The organism is Streptomyces sp. NBC_01689 (assembly GCF_036250675.1).
In the GTDB taxonomy this organism is placed as follows: Bacteria; Actinomycetota; Actinomycetes; order Streptomycetales; family Streptomycetaceae; genus Streptomyces.
Map to the genome: position 1 here is coordinate 8,821,441 of NZ_CP109592.1, position 20,273 is coordinate 8,841,713.

The window sequence follows — 20,273 nt, forward strand, 5'->3', positions numbered from 1 at the left end:
CTTTAGCTGTACTCTTGACGACCGTCTTCCTACCGTCGTGACCATGACCCACGCCCTGACCGCCGCGGCCGCCGGGTTCGGCACCGGCCTCTCGCTCATCGTCGCCATCGGCGCCCAGAACGCCTTCGTGCTGCGCCAGGGCATCCGCCGCGAGGCGGTGTTCGCGGTGGTGGGCATCTGCGCGGTGTCCGACGCGGCGCTCATCACGCTCGGGGTGGGCGGCGTCGGCGCTCTGGTCGTGGCCCGGCCGGAGGCGCTCACGGTCGTCGGACTGATCGGCGGCGGATTCCTCCTGGTCTACGGCGCCCTGGCCGCCAGACGTGTGCTGCGTCCCTCGGCACTGGAGGCGGCGGGCGGTGTCACGGGCTCCCGGCGGCGGACCGTGCTGACCTGCCTGGCCATGACCTGGCTCAACCCGCACGTCTACCTCGACACCGTCTTCCTGCTCGGCTCCCTCGCGGCCGACCGCGGCGCGCTCCGCTGGACCTTCGGACTCGGGGCGGCGCTGGCGAGCCTGTGCTGGTTCGCCGCGCTCGGCTTCGGGGCCAGGCTGCTCGGCCGCTTCCTGGCCCGGCCCTCGTCGTGGCGGGTGCTGGACGCGCTGGTCGCCGCGACGATGATCGGCATGGGGACCCTGCTGATCGCCGGTGCCTGACCGGGTACGCCCCGCGCGCCGGAGCGGATCCTCGGTCCCGTGCGCGGCTGCCGGTCGGTACCCGTGGGGATTCGGCTCGCTCCTCGTCGGCGATAGTGAACCCTGACACCGAAAGATGTATCGAGCAGCCAGGACGGTCGTGGACACGAGCAAGAGCAGTACGGACGACACGGAGGACGCACCGGCACCCAGGGACGAGGTGTCCGGGGCGGAGGGCCCCGGGCAGCCGGAACGCGTCGGCTGGCGCCGCTGGACGATGGACACCCGGCCACTGCGGCGGCCGGCGTACCGCAGGCTCTGGTCGTCCACCATCGTCACCTCGGTGGGCAGTCAGCTCACCGCCGTCGCGGTACCCAAGCAGATCTACGACATCACCGGGTCCTCCGCGTGGGTCGGCTACGCGAGCCTCGCCGGTCTGCTGCCGCTGGTGGTCTTCGCGCTCTGGGGCGGTGCCGTCGCCGACAGCATGGACCGGCGCAAACTGCTCCTGATCACCAACATCGGGATAGCCGTCACCTCGCTGCTTTTCTGGATACAGGCCGTCACCGGACTCGACTCCGTCCTGGTCCTGATGGTCCTGCTCGCCCTCCAGCAGGCCTTCTTCGGCCTCAACGCGCCGGCCCGTAACGCGTCGATCGCCCGGCTGGTCCCCGAGGGCGAGCTTCCCGCGGCGAACGCGCTCGGCTCGACCGTCATGCAGACGGGCCTGGTGGCGGGCCCCCTTCTCGCCGGTGCCCTGATCCCGGTGATCGGCCTGAGCGAGCTGTATCTGATCGACGCGCTGGCGCTGTGCGTCACGGTGTGGGCGGTCGTGCGGCTGCCCTCGCTGCCGCCGCTGACGGGCACGGTGGGCCGGCGCGCGGGCTGGCGCGAGGTGGTCGCAGGGTTCCGCTACATCGCCCTGCACAAGGTGCTGTTGCTGTCCTTCCTCGCCGACATCATCGCCATGGTCTTCGGCATGCCCAGGGCGCTGTTCCCGCAGCTCGCCGCGGAGACGTTCGCGCCCTACGGCGAGGGTCTCGCCCTCGGCCTGCTGTTCGCGGCGATCCCGATCGGCGCGGTGGTCGGCGGGCTGATGTCGGGCACGTTCTCGCGCGCGCGCCGCCACGGGCTGATGGTGATCGCCGCGGTCCTGGCCTGGGGCGCGGCGATCATCGGGTTCGGCCTCAGCGGCAGCCTGTGGGTGGCCGTGGCGTTCCTTGCCGCCGCCGGAGTCGCCGACATGGTCTCCATGGTCTTCCGCGGGGCGATCCTGCTCTCGGCGGCCACCGACGAGATGCGCGGCCGGATGCAGGGAGTGTTCACCGTGGTGGTCGCGGGCGGCCCGCGCCTCGCCGACGTCCTGCACGGAACGGCCGGTTCGCTCCTGGGGGCCCGCACGGCCGTCGCGGGCGGCGGTCTGCTGGTGGTCGTCGCCACCCTGGGCCTGGCCGCCGCGACGCCGGCACTGCGGAGGTACACGGCCTGACCGGCCGGTGCACCAGGATGCCCCGGCCGGCGGTCTCCCGGCCGGGGTCCGCCGCCGTGGATCCCCGGCCTCCCCGTCGATCTGCCGGCCTACCGTCGCCGGGGGGCACGGTTTCCGGGCGACCGTCGCGGCGCGGCGCACCGCCTCACGACCACGCGTAGGCGCCCCGCGGTGGACACCGCGCCGAGCCGGATCGGCCCGGCGCGGAACCAGGTCAGCCCCGTGTCGCCTGGTCCATCAGTTCCTGCAGATGAAGCCCTCGGCGGGCGTCCAGCTCGCCGGACACCCCCGTCCGTACGGCCGTCGCGAACTCCCGGCGCAGCACCGGCCAGAGTTCCTCGTCGTCGCGTCCGGCGGTGTCGAACACCAGCGGCGGCTGCGGCCCGAAGAGCTCGATCCGGGTGCTGCCGGGTTCCAGGGCCACCGATCCCGACAACGAGGCCTGGCTGACGACCCCGTTCTCGTGCTCGCAGGTCAGCTCGATCCACCGGCGGGGGTCACCGGTGCCGCGGACCCGGACGATCGTGCCGACGGCCGCGTCCAGCAGGTCCAGCAGATGGGGACCCAGGTCGAGCAGGGCGCCGTGCTCCAGCCGCCAGGACGTGGCGAACTCGCCGCCCAGGAACGCTCCGTGCAGCAGACACGAACGGGCGCCGGTGACCTCCGTCGCCCGCGCCGCGCGCAGGAACTCCCGGGTCGCCGGGTGGTAGCGGTTGCTCAGGACGAGCTGTGAGACGACGCCCGTCTCGGCGACGGCGTCGGCCACCCGCCGGGCCGACGCCAGGTCCACCCCGAGCGGCTTCTCCAGCAGCAGGGCCTTGCCCGCCTTCGCGGCCAGGGGCGCGAGCTCCGCCTGCACGGCGGGCGGAACCGCGAACGCGACCGCCTCACAGCCGTCGAGGAGCTCCTCGAAACGGGCGACCGTGTCGGCCCCGTAGGGCGACGCCGTCTCGCGGGCGGCCTCGGGACGTCGCGCCCACACCGCCGTCAGCCGCGTCTCGGGCCCGGCGGCGAGGACACGGGCGTGGACGGCCCGGGCCCAGGGGCCGGCACCGACCAGACCGACCCTGACCGGTTCATGGGGCCACGGAAGCGAGGTGCCGGTTGCTGTCGCGGTCACGGTGGTTCTCCTTCGGCTGGTGCCCGGCGTCGGGTGGGGAAACTCCATCACGGAGCACACCGTCACGACCAGGGGGAACGGTCGTCGAGTTGAGGGTGGGGCGCCCGCGGGCCGAGCCGGGGACCGGCGCCGTCCCGCTCGTCCACACCTTCTTGACCCGCCCTTTCCCGAAATACCTCTGACACAGAGCTATTCTCGGTGTGTGGAACCGGAGACCTTTCCCGAGGCGCTCGCCGACACCCTGGCCGGGGTGCAGCGGCTGATCCGCCGACGGCTGCGCGGTGGCATGACGGCCCCGCGGCTGCGCGGCGCCGAGGTCGACCTGCTGCGCCTGGTCATGGCACGGCCGGGAATCGGCGTGTCCGAGGCCGCCAAGGAGCTCTATCTGGCGGGCAATTCGGTCTCGACGCTGGTCAACCAGCTGGCGCGGGACGGCTATCTGGTCCGGGAGACGGACCCGGCCGACCGGCGCGCCGCTCGGCTCATGCCCACACCGGCAGCGGAGGCGCGGCTGCGTGACTGGCGGCAGCGGCGGGCGGCCCTCGTACGGAACCAGGTCGTCCGCCTCGACGAAGCCGACCGCGCGGCCCTGGAGGCCGCACTGCCCGCCCTGCGCAGACTGGCCGCGAACCTGCACGAGGAGGCCGAGGAGACATGACGCGCCACACGACCGGAGAGAAGGAACCCGGGAACGGCGGAGAGACGAACGCCGGGGGAGCGGACACCGGGCCCGCCCCGGTGGCGTCCGCCACCCCGGGGACGCGGGACGTCGTGAGGGAGACCCCGGACAGCGCAGGCAGCCCGGACGCCTCCCGGCCGGACGCCGCGCACGCGTCCCGCACGGACGCCGTGGCCTGCGCGGGGCTCACCTACACCTTCGGTGACACGACCGCGGTCGACGGACTCGACCTCGCCGTCCGTGACGGCGAGGTGTTCGGACTGCTCGGGCCCAACGGCGCCGGGAAGACCACGGCGATCCGCTGCATCACCACGCTGCTGCCGGTCCCGGCCGGTAGGGTCCGTGTCTTCGGGCACGACGCCGCCCGCGAACGCATGGCCGTACGCCGCCTGTTGGGTTACGTACCGCAGCAGCTCTCCGCCGACTCCGGACTCACCGGCCGGGAGAACGTGGAACTGTTCGCCCGCGTCTTCGACGTCTCGCGGCGGGAACGCGCGGCACGCGTCGGCCAGGCGCTCGCCGCGGTCGACCTCGTCGACGCGGCCGACCGGCTCGCCAAGACGTACTCGGGAGGCATGGTCCGCCGTCTCGAACTCGCCCAGGCGCTGGTCAGCGCGCCCCGGCTGCTGATCCTCGACGAGCCCACCATCGGCCTCGACCCGATCGCCCGGACGAGCGTGTGGGAGCACATCAACGCCGTCCGCGCCGCCACCGGGATGACCGTCCTCGTGACGACCCACTACATGGACGAGGCCGACCAGTACTGCGACCGGGTCGCGCTGATGCACCGCGGCCGCGTCCGCGCCCTCGGCACCCCCGACGAACTGAGGACGGGCCTCGCCGAGCGGCGCGGCGCCGGGGACGGTGAACGGCCCACGCTGGAGGACGTCTTCCGGGACATCGCCGGCAGCGGGCTCGACGACAAGTCAGGAGACTTCAGCGATGTCCGAAGCACCCGCCGTACCGCGTCCCGGGTCGGCTGACCGCGTTCACCCGGGCGGCCTCGACCTGCTCGTGGTCCCACCGCGGGCCCGCACCGGCTGGCGGGTGCTGCCCGCCCGGGTCGGCGCGATGTGCGCGGTCGAGCTGCAGAAACTCCGCCACGACCGCACCGAGCTGTACACCCGGGCGGTGCAACCCGCGCTGTGGCTGCTGATCTTCGGCGAGACCTTCACCCGGATCAAGGCGATCCCCACCGGCGGCATCCCCTACCTCGACTACCTCGCGCCCGGCATCATCGCCCAGTCCGCGATGTTCATCGCGATCTTCTACGGCATCATGATCATCTGGGAGCGGGACGCGGGGATCCTCACCAAACTGCTCGTCACCCCGACCCCCCGCTCGGCGCTCATCACGGGCAAGGCCTTCGCCGCCGGGCTGAAAGCGCTCATCCAGGCGCTCGTGGTCGTGGTCATCGCGGCGCTGCTCGGGGTCGCGCTGACCTGGAACCCGCTCAAGCTGCTCGGCGTCGCGGTCGCCGTCGTCCTCGGCTCCGCCTTCTTCTCCTGCCTCTCGATGACCATCGCGGGTATCGTGCTCACCCGGGACCGGCTGATGGGGATCGGCCAGGCCATCACGATGCCGCTGTTCTTCGGCTCCAACGCCCTCTACCCGGTGGCCGTCATGCCCGGCTGGCTGCAGACCGTCAGCAAGATCAACCCCCTGAGCTACCAGGTGGACGCGTTGCGGGGCCTGCTGCTCGGCACCCACGCGCATCTGGCCCTGGACTACGGCGTGCTGGTCGTGGCCGCCGCCCTCGGCATCCTGTCCGCCTCGTCGCTGCTGGGCCGGCTGGCCCGCTGACCGCCAGGGAACCGGTACCTCCTGCCGGTCGGCCACGCCGGGTAACTTGACCTGATGCAGAGGGTTTCCGGCCGTGCGGGCTCCTAGGCTGTGCGTCAGTGATCACTGTCCGCCCAGGAGGAGTCAACGTGACGTCACGCCCGCAGCAGGTCACCAGACGCGGCAGCGTCCTTCGCCGGGAGGCCGTCGTCGCCGCGGTCCCGGCCGCCGTCGCCGCCCTTCTCGTCGCGGCCGGCCCGGCGGCGGCCGGTCCCGTGGGCGCGTCCGGGGCGGGAGACCCGTACTTCCCGCTGGCGGGCAACGGCGGATACGACGTCACGCACTACGGCCTGACCCTCGGTTACGACCCGGGCAGCCGCCACCTCGACGGCACCGCGGTCGTCACCGCCCGGGCCACCGAGCGGCTCACCCGCTTCGACCTCGACCTCTGGGGGCTGAAGGTCACCGGTGTCGCCGTCGACCACGTCAAGGCGTCCTATCGTCGTACGGGACAGGAACTGGTCGTGACGCCCCGTCACTCCCTGCGCAGGAACCAGGAGTTCCAGGTCACCGTCACCTACGCGGGCACCCCCGGGCCGGTCACCGACCCGGACGGCTCACCGGACGGCTGGATCCCCACCGACGACGGCGCGTTCGTGGCCGGCGAGCCACAGGGCGCCATGACCTGGTTCCCGGCCGACAACCACCCCAAGGACAAGGCCTCGTACGACTTCACCATCACCGTCCCCCAGGGAACGACCGCCGTGGCCAACGGCGTTCTGCGCGGACGGTCCACCAGCCACGGCCGCACCACCTTCCGCTGGCGGCAGTCCGAACCGATGGCCTCCTACCTCGCCACGGCGACGGTCGGAAAGTTCCAGGTCCAGCAGTACACCACCGCCGACGGTCTCAAGGTCTACAACGCGGTCGACCCCCGCGAGGCGACCGCCGCGACACCCGTGCTGAAGAAGCTGCCGTCGGTCCTCGCCTGGGAGAGCGGCGTCTTCGGCCCCTATCCCTTCCGTGCCGCCGGGGCCGTCGTCGACCGGGCCCCGCAGGTCGGGTACGCCCTGGAGACCCAGACGCGCCCCCTGTACGACTCGGCTCCGGACCTGAGCACACTCGTCCACGAGAGCGCGCACCAGTGGTTCGGGGATTCCGTCGCCCTCACCACCTGGAAGGACATCTGGCTCAACGAGGGCTTCGCGACGTACGCGGAGTGGCTGTACACCGAGCAGCACGGTGGCAGGACGGCGCAGCAGGCCTTCGACGCCCTGTACGCCAAGCCGGCGGGCAACGGCCTGTGGGCCTTCCCGCCGGCCGACCCCGGCAGCGGCGCACACATCTTCGACACGCCCGTCTACTCACGGGGCGCCATGGCCCTGCAGAAACTGCGGACCGCCGTCGGTGACCGGACGTTCCTGCGCATCCTGCGCACCTGGGCCACCGAACACCGCGCGGGGCACGGCACCACGGCCGACTTCGTCCGGCTCTCCGAGCGACTGTCCGGCAAGGACCTCCACCCGCTGTTCCACACCTGGATCGGTACGGCGGGCAAGCCGTCCTCTCCCTGAACCATGCTTCCCCCCGCCCGCCGGAGGGCTCCCGTCGCGTCCGGTCGTCCGGTGTCCGACGGCGTGCCCTCCGGGCAGGGGCGCGGTCCGGATCAGGCGGGGCGGAGCCAGAGGGTGGCGAGCGGGGGAAGCGTGAGCCGGATGCTCGCCGGCCGGCCGTGGGCGGAACGGGACTCGGTCTTCACGACGTCCGGGTGGGTGACGTCGCTGCCGCCGTACCGGGCGCTGTCGGTGTTGAGGGTCTCGCGCCAGCCGGGGACGGAGTCGGGCACACCGAGCCGGTAACCGTGGCGGACGACCGGGGAGAAGTTGCTGACGGCGAGAAGGGGTTCGCCCGCGGCGTCGTGCCGCAGGAACGCGAACACGTTGTCCTCGGCCGCGTCGCCGACCACCCACTGGAAGCCGGACGGGTCGGTGTCCCGCTGCCAGAGCGCCGGTGTCCCCCGGTAGACGGCGTTGAGGTCGCGGACCAGGTCCCGGACGCCCCGGTGGTCGGCCTCGGCCGGGTAGGCGGGGTCGAGGAGCCACCAGTCCGGTCCGTGGGTCTCGGACCATTCGGCGCCCTGGGCGAACTCCTGTCCCATGAAGAGGAGTTGTTTGCCGGGGTGGGCCCACATGAAGCCGAGGTAGGCGCGGGTGGTGGCGCGTTGCTGCCACCAGTCGCCGGGCATCTTCGAGACGAGGGACTTCTTGCCGTGGACGACCTCGTCGTGGGAGATGGGCAGGACGTAGTTCTCGCTGTAGGCGTAGACCATCGAGAACGTCATCTCGTGGTGGTGGTACTTGCGGTGGACCGGCTCGTGCTGGACGTAGTCCAGTGAGTCGTGCATCCACCCCATGTTCCACTTCAGTCCGAAGCCGAGTCCGCCGAAGCCGCCGGGGCCGGAGTGGTGGGTGGCGCGGGTGACGCCGTCCCAGGCGGTGGATTCCTCGGCGATGGTGACGATGCCGGGGTTGCGGCGGTAGACGGTGGCGTTCATCTCCTGGAGGAAGGCGACGGCGTCGAGGTTCTCCCGGCCGCCGTGTTCGTTGGGGGTCCATCGGCCGGGTTCGCGGGAGTAGTCGAGGTAGAGCATGGAGGCGACGGCGTCGACGCGGAGTCCGTCGATGTGGAATTCCTGGCACCAGTAGACGGCGTTGGCGACGAGGAAGTTGCGGACCTCGCGGCGGCCGTAGTCGAATTCGAGGGTGCCCCAGTCGGGGTGGGCGGCGCGCTGGGGGTCGGCGTGTTCGTAGAGGGGGCGTCCGTCGAAGGCGGCGAGGGCCCATTCGTCGCGGGGGAAGTGGGCGGGGACCCAGTCCATGAGGACGCCGATGCCGGCCTGGTGGAGGGCGTCGACGAGGTGTTTGAAGTCGTCGGGGGTGCCGAGGCGGGCGGTGGGGGCGTAGAAGCCGGTGACCTGGTAGCCCCAGGAGCCGCCGAAGGGGTGTTCGGCGACGGGCATGAGTTCGACGTGGGTGAAGCCGAGGTCGGCGACGTAGGCGGGGAGCTGCTGAGCGAGTTGACGATACGTCAGGCCCGGTCGCCAGGACGCGAGATGCACCTCGTAGACCGAGAACGGCGCCTCGTGCACGGGCTGTTCGCCGCGCTGTTCCATCCACTCGTCGTCCCGCCACACGTGGGAGGACCCGGTCACGATCGAGGCGGTCGCGGGGGGCACCTCGGTGCGCCGGGCCATGGGGTCGGCGCGCACGGTGCGGGTGCCGTCGGGGCGGGTGATCTCGAACTTGTAGAGCTCGCCCTCGCCGATGCCGGGCACGAAGAGCTCCCAGACGCCCGTGGCGCCGAGCGAGCGCATCGGAAACGCCGTGCCGTCCCAGTGCGAGAACGGTCCGCAGACCCTGACGCCCCGCGCGTTCGGCGCCCAGACGGTGAAGCGGGTGCCCGTCACGCCCTGATGGGTCATGAGGTGGGCGCCCAGCGCTCGCCAGAGTTCCTCGTGACGCCCCTCACCGATCAGATGCAGGTCCGTCTCTCCCAGCGCGGGCAGGAACCGGTAGGGGTCCTGCAGCTCGGACTCACGACCCGCGTACGTCACCGACAGGACGTAGTCGGGGATCGCGTCGAGGGGCAGCACGGCGGTGAACAGGCCGTCGCCGAGGTCCGTCAGCGTGGCACGCCGTCCGTCGACGACCACGGCCACGGACTGGGCGTAGGGACGCAGCACCCGGAACACCACGCCCCCCGGCACCTCATGGGCGCCGAGCAGGGAGTGCGGGTCGTGGTGGGAGCCCGACAGCAGGCGCGCGCGGTCCGCCGCGTCCATCGGGGCCACCGGCCCGGCGCCGACAACGGTGGTGGGAACGGCCACGGCTTCATCCTCCTCGAGAGCGAACACGGAACAGGGAACGGGGTTTCCTCGTCAGAGGCCTTCGGCGAGCCGGGCCACCGCCGCCATCGGCACGGGCAGCCAGTCGGGCCGGTGCCGCGCCTCGTACAGCACCTCGTACACGGCCCGGTCGGTCTCATAGGCGCGCAGCAGCTCGGGCTCGTCGTGCGGATCCCAACCGGCGGCCGCCGCGTACCCGGAGCCGTACGCCTCCCGGCAGCGGAGCGCCCACTCCGGGCGCCAGGGGCGGCGGGAGCGCGCGGCGTAGTCGAAGGAGCGCAGCATCCCCGCGACATCGCGGACGGGTGACTGCGGTCGCCGGCGCTCGGGCACCGGACGGGCGGGCTCGCCCTCGAAGTCGATGACGGACCACTGGCGGCCTGCCCTGAGCACCTGCCCGAGGTGGAGGTCGCCGTGGATGCGCTGCGCCGGTCTGGCCGCCGCGTCGAGCGAGGCGAGCGCGTCGAAGGCGGAGCGCAACCCCGGTACGAACGGCTCGAGTCCGGGTACCGCGCGGGCGGTGGCTTCGAGGCGCTCGCTCATCGCGGCGGCGAGCCGGTCGTTCTGGAGCGGGCTGGGTGTGTCGACGGGGAAGGCCGTCGCGAGCGCCAGATGCACCTCGGCGGTGGCCCGGCCCAGTTCGTACGCCTCCTCGGTGAACTCCCGTTCCGAGGAGAGTGACCGCAGCGCCAGCGTCCAGCCGTCCGCGGCTCCCGACAGGAAGGGCTGGAGCACTCCGAGCGTCGCCTCCCGCGGATGTGAGGTGCCGAACCACGCCGCGGGGGCGGGCACCCGGGTGCAGCCCTGCCGGGCCAGCGCCCACGGCAGTTCCAGGTCCGGGTTGATGCCGGGCTGGACGCGCCGGAAGAACTTCAGGATGAAGGAGTCCCCGTACACGAGTGAGGAGTTCGACTGTTCGGCGTCGAGCAGCCGGGGAGCGAGACCCGCGGGGACCGTCACACGCGCGTCGCGCTCGAAGATCAGCGGGCCCGCCGACCCGGGGGTGCGCAGGCGCTCCAGGAGCAGCCCCGTGGCCCGCGGGTCGTGGAGCGCGTCGTAGACGCTCAGATCGGCCAGTGGACCGGCGCTCGCGCGACCGATGAGGGCATGGGAGAGCCGCGGGGGCAGGACCTTCCGCGCGCCGAGGAGGAGTTGATAGCAGTCCTCGGGCGGAGGGGTGCCGGACCCGCCGTGCGTGGTCCGGCCCGGATGTTCGGTACGTACCAGGAGATGCAGGCAGCCGGGGTACAGCTCGGTCGACGACACCACGCTCAGGCCGGTGACCGGGCGTCCCTTGCCCGCGAACCAGCGTTGCCGCGGCAGCCATTCCCGCAGCAGATCACCGAGAGAGGTGAGCAGCGCGTGGGGTGTGTGGCGGCCCGGACGGTGCAACGCGGTCGTCGGCATGGCGAACACGTCCTTTCAGAGGCAGGCGGACTTGGCCGGGCGGCGGATCAGGACCGTGCGGCGATGCTCGGAGTGACCGCGCGGCGGAGCCGGAACCAGTAGAAGCCGTGACCTGCGAGGGTGAGGAGATAGGGGAGTTCACCGATGGCGGGGAAGCGGACGCCGCCGATGAGTTCGACGGGGTGGCGGCCGTCGTAGCTGCGGAGGTCGAGTTCGGTGGGCTGGGCGAAGCGCGAGAAGTTGTGCACGCAGAGCACCAAGTCGTCCTGATACTCGCGCAGGAAGGCGAGGACGGCGGGGTTGGAGGAGGGGAGTTCGGTGTAGGAGCCGAGGCCGAAGGCCTTGTTCTGTTTGCGGATCTCGATCATGCGGCGGGTCCAGTGCAGCAGTGACGAGGGGGAGGACATGGACGCTTCGACGTTGGTGACCTGGTAGCCGTAGACGGGGTCCATGATCGTGGGGAGGAAGAGGCGGCCGGGGTCGCTGGAGGAGAATCCGGCGTTGCGGTCGGGGGTCCACTGCATGGGGGTGCGGACGGCGTCGCGGTCGCCGAGCCAGATGTTGTCGCCCATGCCGATCTCGTCGCCGTAGTAGAGGATCGGGCTGCCGGGCAGGGACAGGAGCAGGGCGGTGAAGAGTTCGATCTGGTTGCGGTCGTTGTCGAGGAGGGGGGCCAGGCGGCGGCGGATGCCGATGTTGGCGCGCATGCGCGGGTCCTTGGCGTACTCCGCGTACATGTAGTCGCGTTCTTCGTCGGTGACCATTTCGAGGGTGAGCTCGTCGTGGTTGCGCAGGAAGATGCCCCACTGGCAGTTGCTGGGGATCGCGGGGGTCTTGGCGAGGATCTCGGAGACGGGGTAGCGGGACTCGCGGCGTACGGCCATGAAGATGCGGGGCATGACGGGGAAGTGGAACGCCATGTGGCATTCGTCGCCGCCGGAGGGGAAGTCGCCGAAGTAGTCGACGACGTCCTCGGGCCACTGGTTCGCCTCGGCCAGCAGCACCGTGTCCGGGTAGTGCGTGTCGATCTCCTTGCGGACCCGCTTCAGGAACTCGTGCGTGGCAGGAAGGTTTTCGCAGTTGGTGCCTTCCACTTGGTAGAGGTAGGGCACGGCGTCGAGGCGGAAGCCGTCGATGCCGAGGTCCAGCCAGAAGCGGAGGGCCGCCAGAATCTCTTCCTGCACGGCGGGGTTCTCGTAGTTGAGGTCGGGCTGGTGGGAGAAGAAGCGGTGCCAGTAGTACTGCTTACGGACCGGGTCGAAGGTCCAGTTGGAGGCCTCGGTGTCGACGAAGATGATCCGGGCGTCCTGGTACTGCTTGTCGTCGTCGGCCCAGACGTAGTAGTCGCCGTAGGGTCCGTCGGGATGGGCGCGGGACTCCTGGAACCACGGGTGCTGGTCGCTGGTGTGGTTCATGACGAAGTCGATGACGATGCGCATGCCGCGTTGGTGGGCGGCGTCGACGAACTCGACGAAGTCGGCGAGGTCGCCGAACTCGGGCAGGACGGCGGTGTAGTCGGAGACGTCGTAGCCGCCGTCGCGCAGGGGGGACTTGAAGAACGGGGGCAGCCAGAGGCAGTCGACGCCGAGCCATTGCAGGTAGTCGAGCTTGGCGGTGAGGCCCTTGAGGTCACCGACGCCGTCGCCGTTGCTGTCCTGGAAGGAGCGGACCAGGACCTCGTAGAAGACGGCGCGTTTGAACCATTCGGGGTCGCGGTCCTTGGCCGGAGTGTCCTCGAAGGTGTCCGGTACGGGCTCGTTCATGATCATATGGTGAGTGACCCTCCGATCTGCGGTGTCGTCCCGACCGCGAGCACATGCGCACTGCCCGGCTCCAGTCGTACGAAGTTGGTTCTGCCCCAGTAGTACGTCTCGCCGGTGAGCTCGTCATGCACCGGCACGCGCTCGTTCTCGTCCAGGCCGAGTCGCGGCATGTCCAACGAGACCGTGGCCTCCTGGGTGTGGTGGGGGTCGAGGTTGACCACCACGACGACCGTGTCCGGCCCGGTGCGCTTGCTGTACGCGATCAAGGCATCGTTGTCAGCCCGGTGGAAATGAAGGTTGCGCAGTGCGCGCAGAGCGCCGTGGCGCCTTCGGACACGGTTCAGGCGCGTGATCAGCGGAGCGATCGTCCTGCCCTCGCGCGCGGCCGACTCCCAGTCCCGTGGGCGCAGTTGGTACTTCTCCGAGTCGAGGTACTCCTCGCTGTCCGGCCCGGCCGCGGAGTTCTCGCACAGTTCGTACCCGGCGTAGACACCCCAGGTGGGTGACAGGGTGGCGGCCAGGACGGCACGGGCCTCGAAGGCCGGCCGGCCGCCGTGCTGGAGGTAGCCGGGCAGGATGTCGGGGGTGTTGACGAACAGGTTGGGCCGCATGAACGCGGCCGACTCGCCCGACAGTTCGGTGAGGTAGTCGGTCAGCTCCTGCTTGGTGTTGCGCCAGGTGAAGTACGTGTACGACTGCTGGAAACCGACCGTCGCCAGCCTCTCCATGACGGCGGGCCGGGTGAACGCCTCGGCGAGGAAGATCACGTCCGGGTCCCTGCGGTTGATCTCGGCGATGACCCGCTCCCAGAAGACCACCGGCTTGGTGTGCGGGTTGTCCACGCGGAAGATCCGGACCCCGTGGTCCATCCAGAAACGCAGCAGTCGCACGCACTCGGCGATCAGCCCGGGCATGTCCTCGTCGAAGGCGACGGGGTAGATGTCCTGGTACTTCTTCGGCGGGTTCTCCGCGTACGCGATCGTGCCGTCGGCGCGGTGCCGGAACCACTCCGGGTGCTTCTCCACCCACGGATGGTCGGGGGAGCACTGGAGCGCGAAGTCGAGGGCGATCTCCAGGCGAAGGTCCGCCGCCCGGCGGACGAACGCGTCGAAGTCGTCGATGGTCCCGAGGTCGGGGTGGACCGCGTCGTGGCCGCCCTCGGGCGAGCCGATCGCCCAGGGCACCCCGACGTCCTGACGGCTCGCCGACAGGCTGTTGTCGGGTCCCTTGCGGAAGGTCGTCCCGATGGGGTGGATCGGTGGCAGGTAGACGACGTCGAAGCCCATCTCCGCGATGGCGGGCAGGCGTTCGGCGGCGGTGCGGAAGGTGCCGTGCACCGGCGGGTCCAGCTGCCCGCTCTCCGAGCGCGGGAAGAACTCGTACCAGGACCCGAACAGCGCCCGCTCGCGCTCCACGAGCAGCGGCAACGGCAGTGAGCGGGAGACCCGTTCGCGCAGCGGGTGCGCCGACAGGGCGGCGACGACCTCCGGGGTCAGGGCCGCCGCCAGACGGGCGGCCGGTGACCGCGAGACGTCGCGCAGGCCCTCGGCCGCGGCCCGCACCGCCGACCGCCCGGCCGGGTCCGGTACACCGTCCGCGGCGCGTTCGTGCAGCGCGGCGCCCTCTTCCAGGACCAGCCCCGTGTCGATGTCCGCCGGGACCTTGACCCCGGCGGCCAGCCGCCAGGCGGCCACCGGGTCGCTCCAGGACTCCACCAGGTACGTCCAGTGACCCACGGAGCCGGGGGTGACCTCGGCGCCCCAGCGGTCGGTGCCGGGGGCGAGTTCCCGCATCGGGGTCCAGGGGCCGGCCAGTCCGGTCGGATCGCGCAGGACGACGTTGGCACCCACCACGTCGTGGCCTTCGCCGAAGACGGTGGCGGTCACCTGGAAGGTCTCCCCGCGGACCGCCTTGGCGGGGCGACGCCCGCACTCGACGACGGGGTGGACGTCGACGACCGGGATCCGGTCCATCGGCGTGGGGTCGATCGCGTCACGGCCGTCGGCCGGATGTGCGTCCATGGTCATCGCCTCCACCGTTCTCGATCGCGCCTGTCGTTCGGAATTGCCCGGGACGGCCCCGTCGACCGCCTGTCACTGCCCCGTCTCGGGGACGGCCCCGGGCCGTACGGCCCGCTCGGGCGGCGGGAAGGCCGTGACCGCCCCGGGAGTCCGCCTGCCGCGTGTGCCCGTCACGGACGTGGTCGCCGAGGCCGGCGCCGCCACGGGGGCGGGCGTCGCCGGCGAGTCGCCCGGGGCCCGCCGCCCGCCGCGCAGATAGTGCTCGGCGGCGTCCACCGCCTCGCGCGCGCACCGCTTCCCCATGAGGACGCACAGCGTGTACCCCGCGTTCTCGAAGTTGCCCCGCACCGCGTGGTCCATGGGGGCCACGAGCAGCAGACGTTCCCAGGACCGGTATTGCTCCAGGTGCCTGGCGACCTCGGTTTTGGCAGGCAGCAGCATGGCGCTGGTCACCTTTCCACTCCAGGACTGCGCACGGGCCCGTCCGGCTGGTGCGGGGCGGGCGTGTACAGAGAGGCACCGGCCTGTCATCGAGGCCGGCGCCCTCACCCATGGTGCCTGTGTCACCACAAAGCGTCTTGTTGGCTCTTCAACCACCACGGGAGGCGTCAGGAACGCTCTCGTGTTGCACGAACGGAGTAGCACTCGCATCCTTGGACTTACTCAGGAGCGACCACCGCTCACGCTTCGTGTCCGGGGCCCACCCGCAAAGGGCGGGACGGAGCGAGAGCTTCGCCGGTGAGGAGCCAACGAAGATGAAACCTGCAGTTCCCTCCTACTACCACCTCGACGTCGAGGTCAGTCCGGAGCGAGTGGGTCAGGTCAGACGCATTCTGGCCGCCCATCTCCGGTACTGGAACCTCGAGTTCCTCGTCGAGTCCGTCTGCCACTGCGCCGAGGCACTGCTGGACACCATCGCCCAGCACTCGGCCGACAAGAACACGACCGTCGAGATGTGGTGGAACGGCAAGCACCTCATCACCGCCGTGTCCGACAACGACCAGGACATCGGCCCGCACAACGCGCCCCAGGGCTGTCTCGCACGCATCGCCGCCCTGAGTGACAACTGGGGCTGCTGCGCGACGGGCGCCGGCGGAAAGATCATCTGGTTCTCCTGGCGGGCCCGTTCCGCCGAACGCGCCCCCCTGGTACCGGCCGGCCCCGTGCCGAGCCTGCGGGAGGCGTGCCGGGCACCCCGGGCGCTGTCGATTCCCGTGCCCGCCTTCGCGGCGCCACAGGAGGACACCGGAGCCGTGATCACCGTACGGTGATCACGTGCGTACCTGGACCGGACGCCCGTACCCCCTCGGGGCGTCATACGACGGCGAAGGCACCAACTTCGCCCTGTTCACCGAAGCCGCCGAACGGGTCGACCTCGTTCTCGTGGATGACGACGGTGCCTCGCGCACCGTCACCATGACCGAGGTCGACGGCTACGTGTGGCACTGCCGACTGCCCGATGCCGGGCCGGGCACGCGGTACGGCTACCGGGTCCACGGACCGTGGGACCCGGCGGCCGGACACCGCTGCAACCCGGCGAAGCTGCTGCTCGACCCGTACGCGACAGCGGTCGACGGACAGATCGACAACCACGCCTCGCTCTACGAGCGCGCCGCCGACGGGCCCGATCCCGCGGACAGCGCCGGGCACACCATGCTGGGTGTGGTGACCGACCCTGCCTTCGACTGGGGTGAGGACCGCCCGCCGCTGCGGCCGTACGCCGAGACGGTGATCTACGAAGCCCATGTGCGCGGCCTGACCCGGACCCACCCCGAGGTCCCCGTGGAACTGCGCGGTACCTACGCGGGACTGGCCCATCCGGCGGTCGTCGGGCACCTGACGTCGCTGGGCGTGACCGCGGTCGAGCTGATGCCGGTGCACCAGTTCACCCAGGACGGGTTCCTGCGCGACCGGGGTCTGTCCAACTACTGGGGCTACAACACGATCGGCTTCTTCGCGCCGCACCACGCCTACGCCGCGAGCGGCACCCGCGGAGAACAGGTCACCGAGTTCAAGTCGATGGTCAAGGCGCTGCACTCGGCGGGCCTGGAAGTCATCCTCGACGTCGTCTACAACCACACCGCCGAGGGCAACGAGAACGGCCCCACGCTCTCCTTCCGCGGCATCGACAACGCCTCCTACTACCGCCTGGTGGAGGGGGACGCGGCGCACTACTACGACACCACCGGTACCGGGAACAGCCTGCTGACGAGGCACCCGAACGTCCTTCAGCTGATCATGGACTCGCTGCGGTACTGGGTGACGGAGATGCACGTCGACGGCTTCCGCTTCGACCTCGCCGCCACCCTCGCCCGGCAGTTCCACGACGTGGACCGCCTCTCGGCGTTCTTCGACCTCATCCAGCAGGACCCGGTGGTCGGCCGGGTGAAACTGATCGCCGAGCCCTGGGACCTCGGCGACGGCGGATACCAGGTCGGCAACTTCCCGCCCCTGTGGTCCGAGTGGAACGGCAAGTACCGGGACGCCGTCCGGGACTTCTGGCGCTCCGGCGAGCACACGCTCGGCGAGTTCGCCTCCCGCCTCACCGGTTCCGCCGACCTCTACCAGCACGACCGGCGCCGGCCGCGCGCGGGAATCAACTTCGTCACCGCGCACGACGGCTTCACCCTGCGCGACCTGGTCTCGTACGACGACAAGCACAACGAGGCCAACGGCGAGGGCAACCGGGACGGCGAGAGCGTCAACCGTTCCTGGAACTGCGGTGCCGAGGGTCCCACCGACGACGAGGCGATCCTCGAACTCCGGGCCCGCCAGCAGCGCAACCTCCTCGCCACCCTGCTGCTCTCCCAGGGCATCCCGATGCTCGCGCACGGCGACGAACTGGGCCGCACCCAGCAGGGCAACAACAACGCCTACTGCCAGGACAACGAACTCTCCTGGATCGACTGGCGGCTGGACGACGAGCAGCGCGAACTCGTCGAGTTCACCCGGCGCGCCGTCGCCCTGCGCGCCGCCCACCCCGTGCTGCGCCGCCGTCGCTTCTTCCTCGGTGACACGGTCACCCACGCGGATCAGCCGCTGCCCGATCTGGTGTGGCTGCGACCGGACGCCCGGGAGATGACGGACGCGGACTGGCGGCGCGCCGACGCGCACGCCCTCACCGTGTTCCTCAACGGTGACGCGATCGCCGAGCCCGACCCGTACGGCGGCCCGGTGGTCGACGACTCCTTCCTGCTGCTCCTGAACAGCTACTGGGAACCCGTCGTCTTCCGTCTTCCGGGCACCGAGTACGGCGAACGGTGGACGGCACGGATCGACACCGCCGATCCGGCGGCCCTCCCCGACGAACGGGAACGCAAGGCCGACACCGACGTACGTCTCGAAGCGCGCAGTCTGCTGCTGCTCTCCAGGTCCCCCCGGACGGGCACCGGCGGCTGAGGCGGGCGGGAACCGGAGCGGAACGCGCGCGGCTCACCCGTCGGAGGGACACTGGAACGACGACCCCGTCCGCCGGGGTCCCGCAACCGTCCCCGGACCCGGGGGTGCGCATGACCGTCACACCGGTACAGGCGGCGCGACAGGAGCTGACCGGATTCGAGGGCCGGCTGACCGGACCCGAGGACCCCGGGTACGACCGGGCGCGCACCGTCTACAACGCGATGATCGACCGGCGCCCCGCCCTGGTGGCGCGCTGCACCGGTCCGGACGACGTCTCCGCCGTGGTCGGCTTCGCCCGCGACCACGGGCTGGTCCTCGCCGTGCGCGGCGGGGGCCACCACGGCGCGGGACTGGGGGTCTGCGACGACGGCATGGTCCTCGACCTCGCGCCGATGAAGGGCGTCGAGGTCGACCCCGAGGCCCGTACGGCACGGGTCGGCGGCGGGTGCGTGTGGAGCGAGGTCGACCGCGCCACCCACGAGTACGGCCTGGCCACCCCCGCCGGCATCGTCTCCACGACCGGAGTCGGCGGGCTCACGCTGGGCGGTGGCCTCGGACATCTCACCCGCGCCCACGGACTGACCGTGGACAACCTGCTGGCGGCCGACCTCGTCCTGGCGAGCGGCGAACGGGTGCGGGCGAGCGACACCGAGAACCCCGATCTGTACTGGGCGATCCGGGGTGGCGGCGGCAACTTCGGAGTCGTCACCTCGTTCCTGTTCCGGCTGCACGAGGTGGGCACCGTGGTCGCAGGTCCCACCTTCTGGCCCGCCGAACTCGGGGCCGAGGTGCTGACCGCCTACCGCGACTTCATCCCGCACGCACCCCGCGAGCTGAACGGCTTCTTCCTCTTCGGCTCCGTCCCGCCCGCCCCGCCGTTCCCCGAGGAGCTCCGCCTGCGCAGGATATGCGGCGTGATGTGGTGCCGCGTCGGGGACGACGCGGCACGCATGGCGGCGCAGACGGCGCCCCTGCTCGCCGCGCTGCCCGCGCCGCTGCTGCACGCACCGGCGCCCATGCCGCACCCCGTCCTGCAGACCGCCTTCGACGCGGTCTATCCCCCGGGCGACCAGTGGTACTGGCGCGCGGACTTCGTCGACGAGATCCCCGCCGAAGCCGTCGCGCTGCACGCCCGGTTCGGCGCGGAGCCGCCGACCTGGAAGTCGGGGATGCATCTGTACCCGATCGACGGCGCCGTCCACGACCTCGCGCCGACGGACACCGCGTGGGGCTACCGCGACACGGGCTGGGCCTCCGTCTTCGCGGGCGTCGACTCCGACCCGGCCAACGCGGAACTGGTGAGGAACTGGAGCGTCGAGTACTCCGACGCCCTGCACCCGTACTCCGCGGGCGGCGCCTACGTGAACATGATGATGGACGAAGGGCAGGAGAGGGTACGGGCCGGCTACCGCGGGAACCACCCCCGCCTGGCCCGGACCAAGGCCGCCTACGACCCGGCCAACCTCTTTCGCGTCAACCAGAACATCCGCCCGGTGCAGGGCGACTGACCTCCGGTGCTCCGGGACGCCGGCCGGCCGTCAACTCCCCGGCGGGCGTCGCGGGTCGCCGGCGGACGTGTGGGCGGGTCCGCGTACCGGGAGACCGACGCTCCGGGCGTCGAGGGTGATGACGGGGACGTGCTGCCCGAGGGTGCCCAGGGCACGTTCGTACCCCTCCACGGCCTCGGCGTCGTCCCTCGCGCCCGTCACATGGAGGACGGCGCCGTCGCGTTCGGCCACCGCCTCGGCGAAGTCGAGGGCCTGGATCCAGGTCACCCGGGAGCGACCGCGGCGCAGCGGTCCGTAGACCAGCTCGTGCACCAGGCTCCCGTCCACGGCCAACCGGCCTGGCGCGGCCAGGAGTTCACGGTACGGCTGGGTGGGGTCGACATGGTGCAGGGGACCGCTCGCCCGCCGGACGAGGAACCCCTGGCGGGCCAGTTCGGCGATCAGGGCGCCCCGGCCGATGCCGTCCGGGCCCTCGACGACCAGGGTGCGGCACCGTGCGAGGGCCAGGCGGAGAGCTGGGTGGAGGGGCTGCTGCGGAGCCCGGTGGAGGGTCATCCCCGCACCTCG

The 20,273-nt window shown here is 71.3% G+C and carries 16 protein-coding genes; 9 read left to right on the forward strand and 7 right to left on the reverse strand.

Going from position 1 to position 20,273, the window contains the following annotated elements:
- Positions 1-43 precede the first annotated feature (43 nt).
- Complete coding sequence (locus tag OG776_RS37865) at positions 44-655, forward strand: LysE/ArgO family amino acid transporter (RefSeq protein WP_148011932.1); 612 nt, start codon at positions 44-46, stop codon at positions 653-655.
- Positions 656-770: 115 nt separating this feature from the next.
- A complete protein-coding gene (locus OG776_RS37870; protein ID WP_148011933.1) occupies positions 771-2,123 on the forward strand; it encodes an MFS transporter in 1,353 nt (450 codons plus the stop codon).
- Between the two features lie 214 nt (positions 2,124-2,337).
- Here the strand turns inward: OG776_RS37870 and OG776_RS37875 are convergent, their stop codons facing one another.
- Positions 2,338-3,243, reverse strand: a complete 906-nt coding sequence (locus OG776_RS37875; RefSeq protein ID WP_261994809.1) for a Gfo/Idh/MocA family protein — start codon at positions 3,241-3,243, stop codon at positions 2,338-2,340.
- 202 nt (positions 3,244-3,445) lie between these two features.
- On the opposite strand from OG776_RS37875, the gene OG776_RS37880 reads away from it, so the two are divergent.
- From OG776_RS37880 to OG776_RS37895, 4 genes are all read left to right on the forward strand, one after another.
- Complete coding sequence (locus OG776_RS37880) at positions 3,446-3,901, forward strand: MarR family winged helix-turn-helix transcriptional regulator (RefSeq protein ID WP_148011934.1); 456 nt, start codon at positions 3,446-3,448, stop codon at positions 3,899-3,901.
- Positions 3,898-4,905 (forward strand): ABC transporter ATP-binding protein, encoded by a 1,008-nt coding sequence (locus tag OG776_RS37885; RefSeq protein WP_261994810.1) that lies wholly within the window; start codon positions 3,898-3,900, stop codon positions 4,903-4,905. Before OG776_RS37880 ends, OG776_RS37885 begins: the two co-directional genes overlap by 4 nt.
- Complete coding sequence (locus tag OG776_RS37890; protein ID WP_148011935.1) at positions 4,865-5,725, forward strand: ABC transporter permease; 861 nt, start codon at positions 4,865-4,867, stop codon at positions 5,723-5,725. Before OG776_RS37885 ends, OG776_RS37890 begins: the two co-directional genes overlap by 41 nt.
- A gap of 128 nt (positions 5,726-5,853) precedes the next feature.
- Positions 5,854-7,278: a M1 family metallopeptidase gene (locus tag OG776_RS37895; RefSeq protein WP_329323339.1), complete on the forward strand. Its 1,425-nt coding sequence runs from the start codon at positions 5,854-5,856 to the stop codon at positions 7,276-7,278.
- 92 nt (positions 7,279-7,370) lie between these two features.
- On the opposite strand, the gene glgB is transcribed toward OG776_RS37895, so the two are convergent.
- The 5 genes from glgB to OG776_RS37920 form a co-directional block, all read right to left on the reverse strand.
- On the reverse strand, positions 7,371-9,545 hold the full coding sequence (gene glgB, locus OG776_RS37900; RefSeq protein WP_329326648.1) for a 1,4-alpha-glucan branching enzyme: 2,175 nt from the start codon (positions 9,543-9,545) through the stop codon (positions 7,371-7,373).
- Between the two features lie 96 nt (positions 9,546-9,641).
- Positions 9,642-11,015 (reverse strand): maltokinase N-terminal cap-like domain-containing protein, encoded by a 1,374-nt coding sequence (locus tag OG776_RS37905; RefSeq protein WP_148011562.1) that lies wholly within the window; start codon positions 11,013-11,015, stop codon positions 9,642-9,644.
- Positions 11,016-11,062: 47 nt separating this feature from the next.
- Positions 11,063-12,784 carry a maltose alpha-D-glucosyltransferase gene (gene treS, locus OG776_RS37910; protein WP_329323340.1) on the reverse strand — a complete coding sequence of 574 codons (1,722 nt, stop codon included), beginning with the start codon at positions 12,782-12,784 and terminating at the stop codon, positions 11,063-11,065.
- Complete coding sequence (locus OG776_RS37915) at positions 12,781-14,799, reverse strand: alpha-1,4-glucan--maltose-1-phosphate maltosyltransferase (protein WP_443077392.1); 2,019 nt, start codon at positions 14,797-14,799, stop codon at positions 12,781-12,783. Before OG776_RS37915 ends, treS begins: the two co-directional genes overlap by 4 nt.
- A gap of 72 nt (positions 14,800-14,871) precedes the next feature.
- A complete protein-coding gene (locus OG776_RS37920) occupies positions 14,872-15,240 on the reverse strand; it encodes a DUF5133 domain-containing protein (RefSeq protein ID WP_148014490.1) in 369 nt (122 codons plus the stop codon).
- 314 nt (positions 15,241-15,554) lie between these two features.
- On the opposite strand from OG776_RS37920, the gene OG776_RS37925 reads away from it, so the two are divergent.
- From OG776_RS37925 to OG776_RS37935, 3 genes are all read left to right on the forward strand, one after another.
- Positions 15,555-16,070, forward strand: coding sequence for a pep a2 (locus tag OG776_RS37925; protein WP_148014489.1), 516 nt, complete (start codon positions 15,555-15,557; stop codon positions 16,068-16,070).
- A gap of 4 nt (positions 16,071-16,074) precedes the next feature.
- Positions 16,075-18,198 carry a glycogen debranching protein GlgX gene (glgX, locus tag OG776_RS37930; RefSeq protein ID WP_148014488.1) on the forward strand — a complete coding sequence of 708 codons (2,124 nt, stop codon included), beginning with the start codon at positions 16,075-16,077 and terminating at the stop codon, positions 18,196-18,198.
- Positions 18,199-18,308: 110 nt separating this feature from the next.
- Entirely contained in the window at positions 18,309-19,706 is a 1,398-nt protein-coding gene (locus OG776_RS37935) for an FAD-binding oxidoreductase (RefSeq protein WP_329326599.1), read from the forward strand.
- Between the two features lie 30 nt (positions 19,707-19,736).
- On the opposite strand, the gene OG776_RS37940 is transcribed toward OG776_RS37935, so the two are convergent.
- On the reverse strand, positions 19,737-20,261 hold the full coding sequence (locus OG776_RS37940; protein WP_329323343.1) for a hypothetical protein: 525 nt from the start codon (positions 20,259-20,261) through the stop codon (positions 19,737-19,739).
- Between the last annotated feature and the right edge of the window lie 12 nt (positions 20,262-20,273).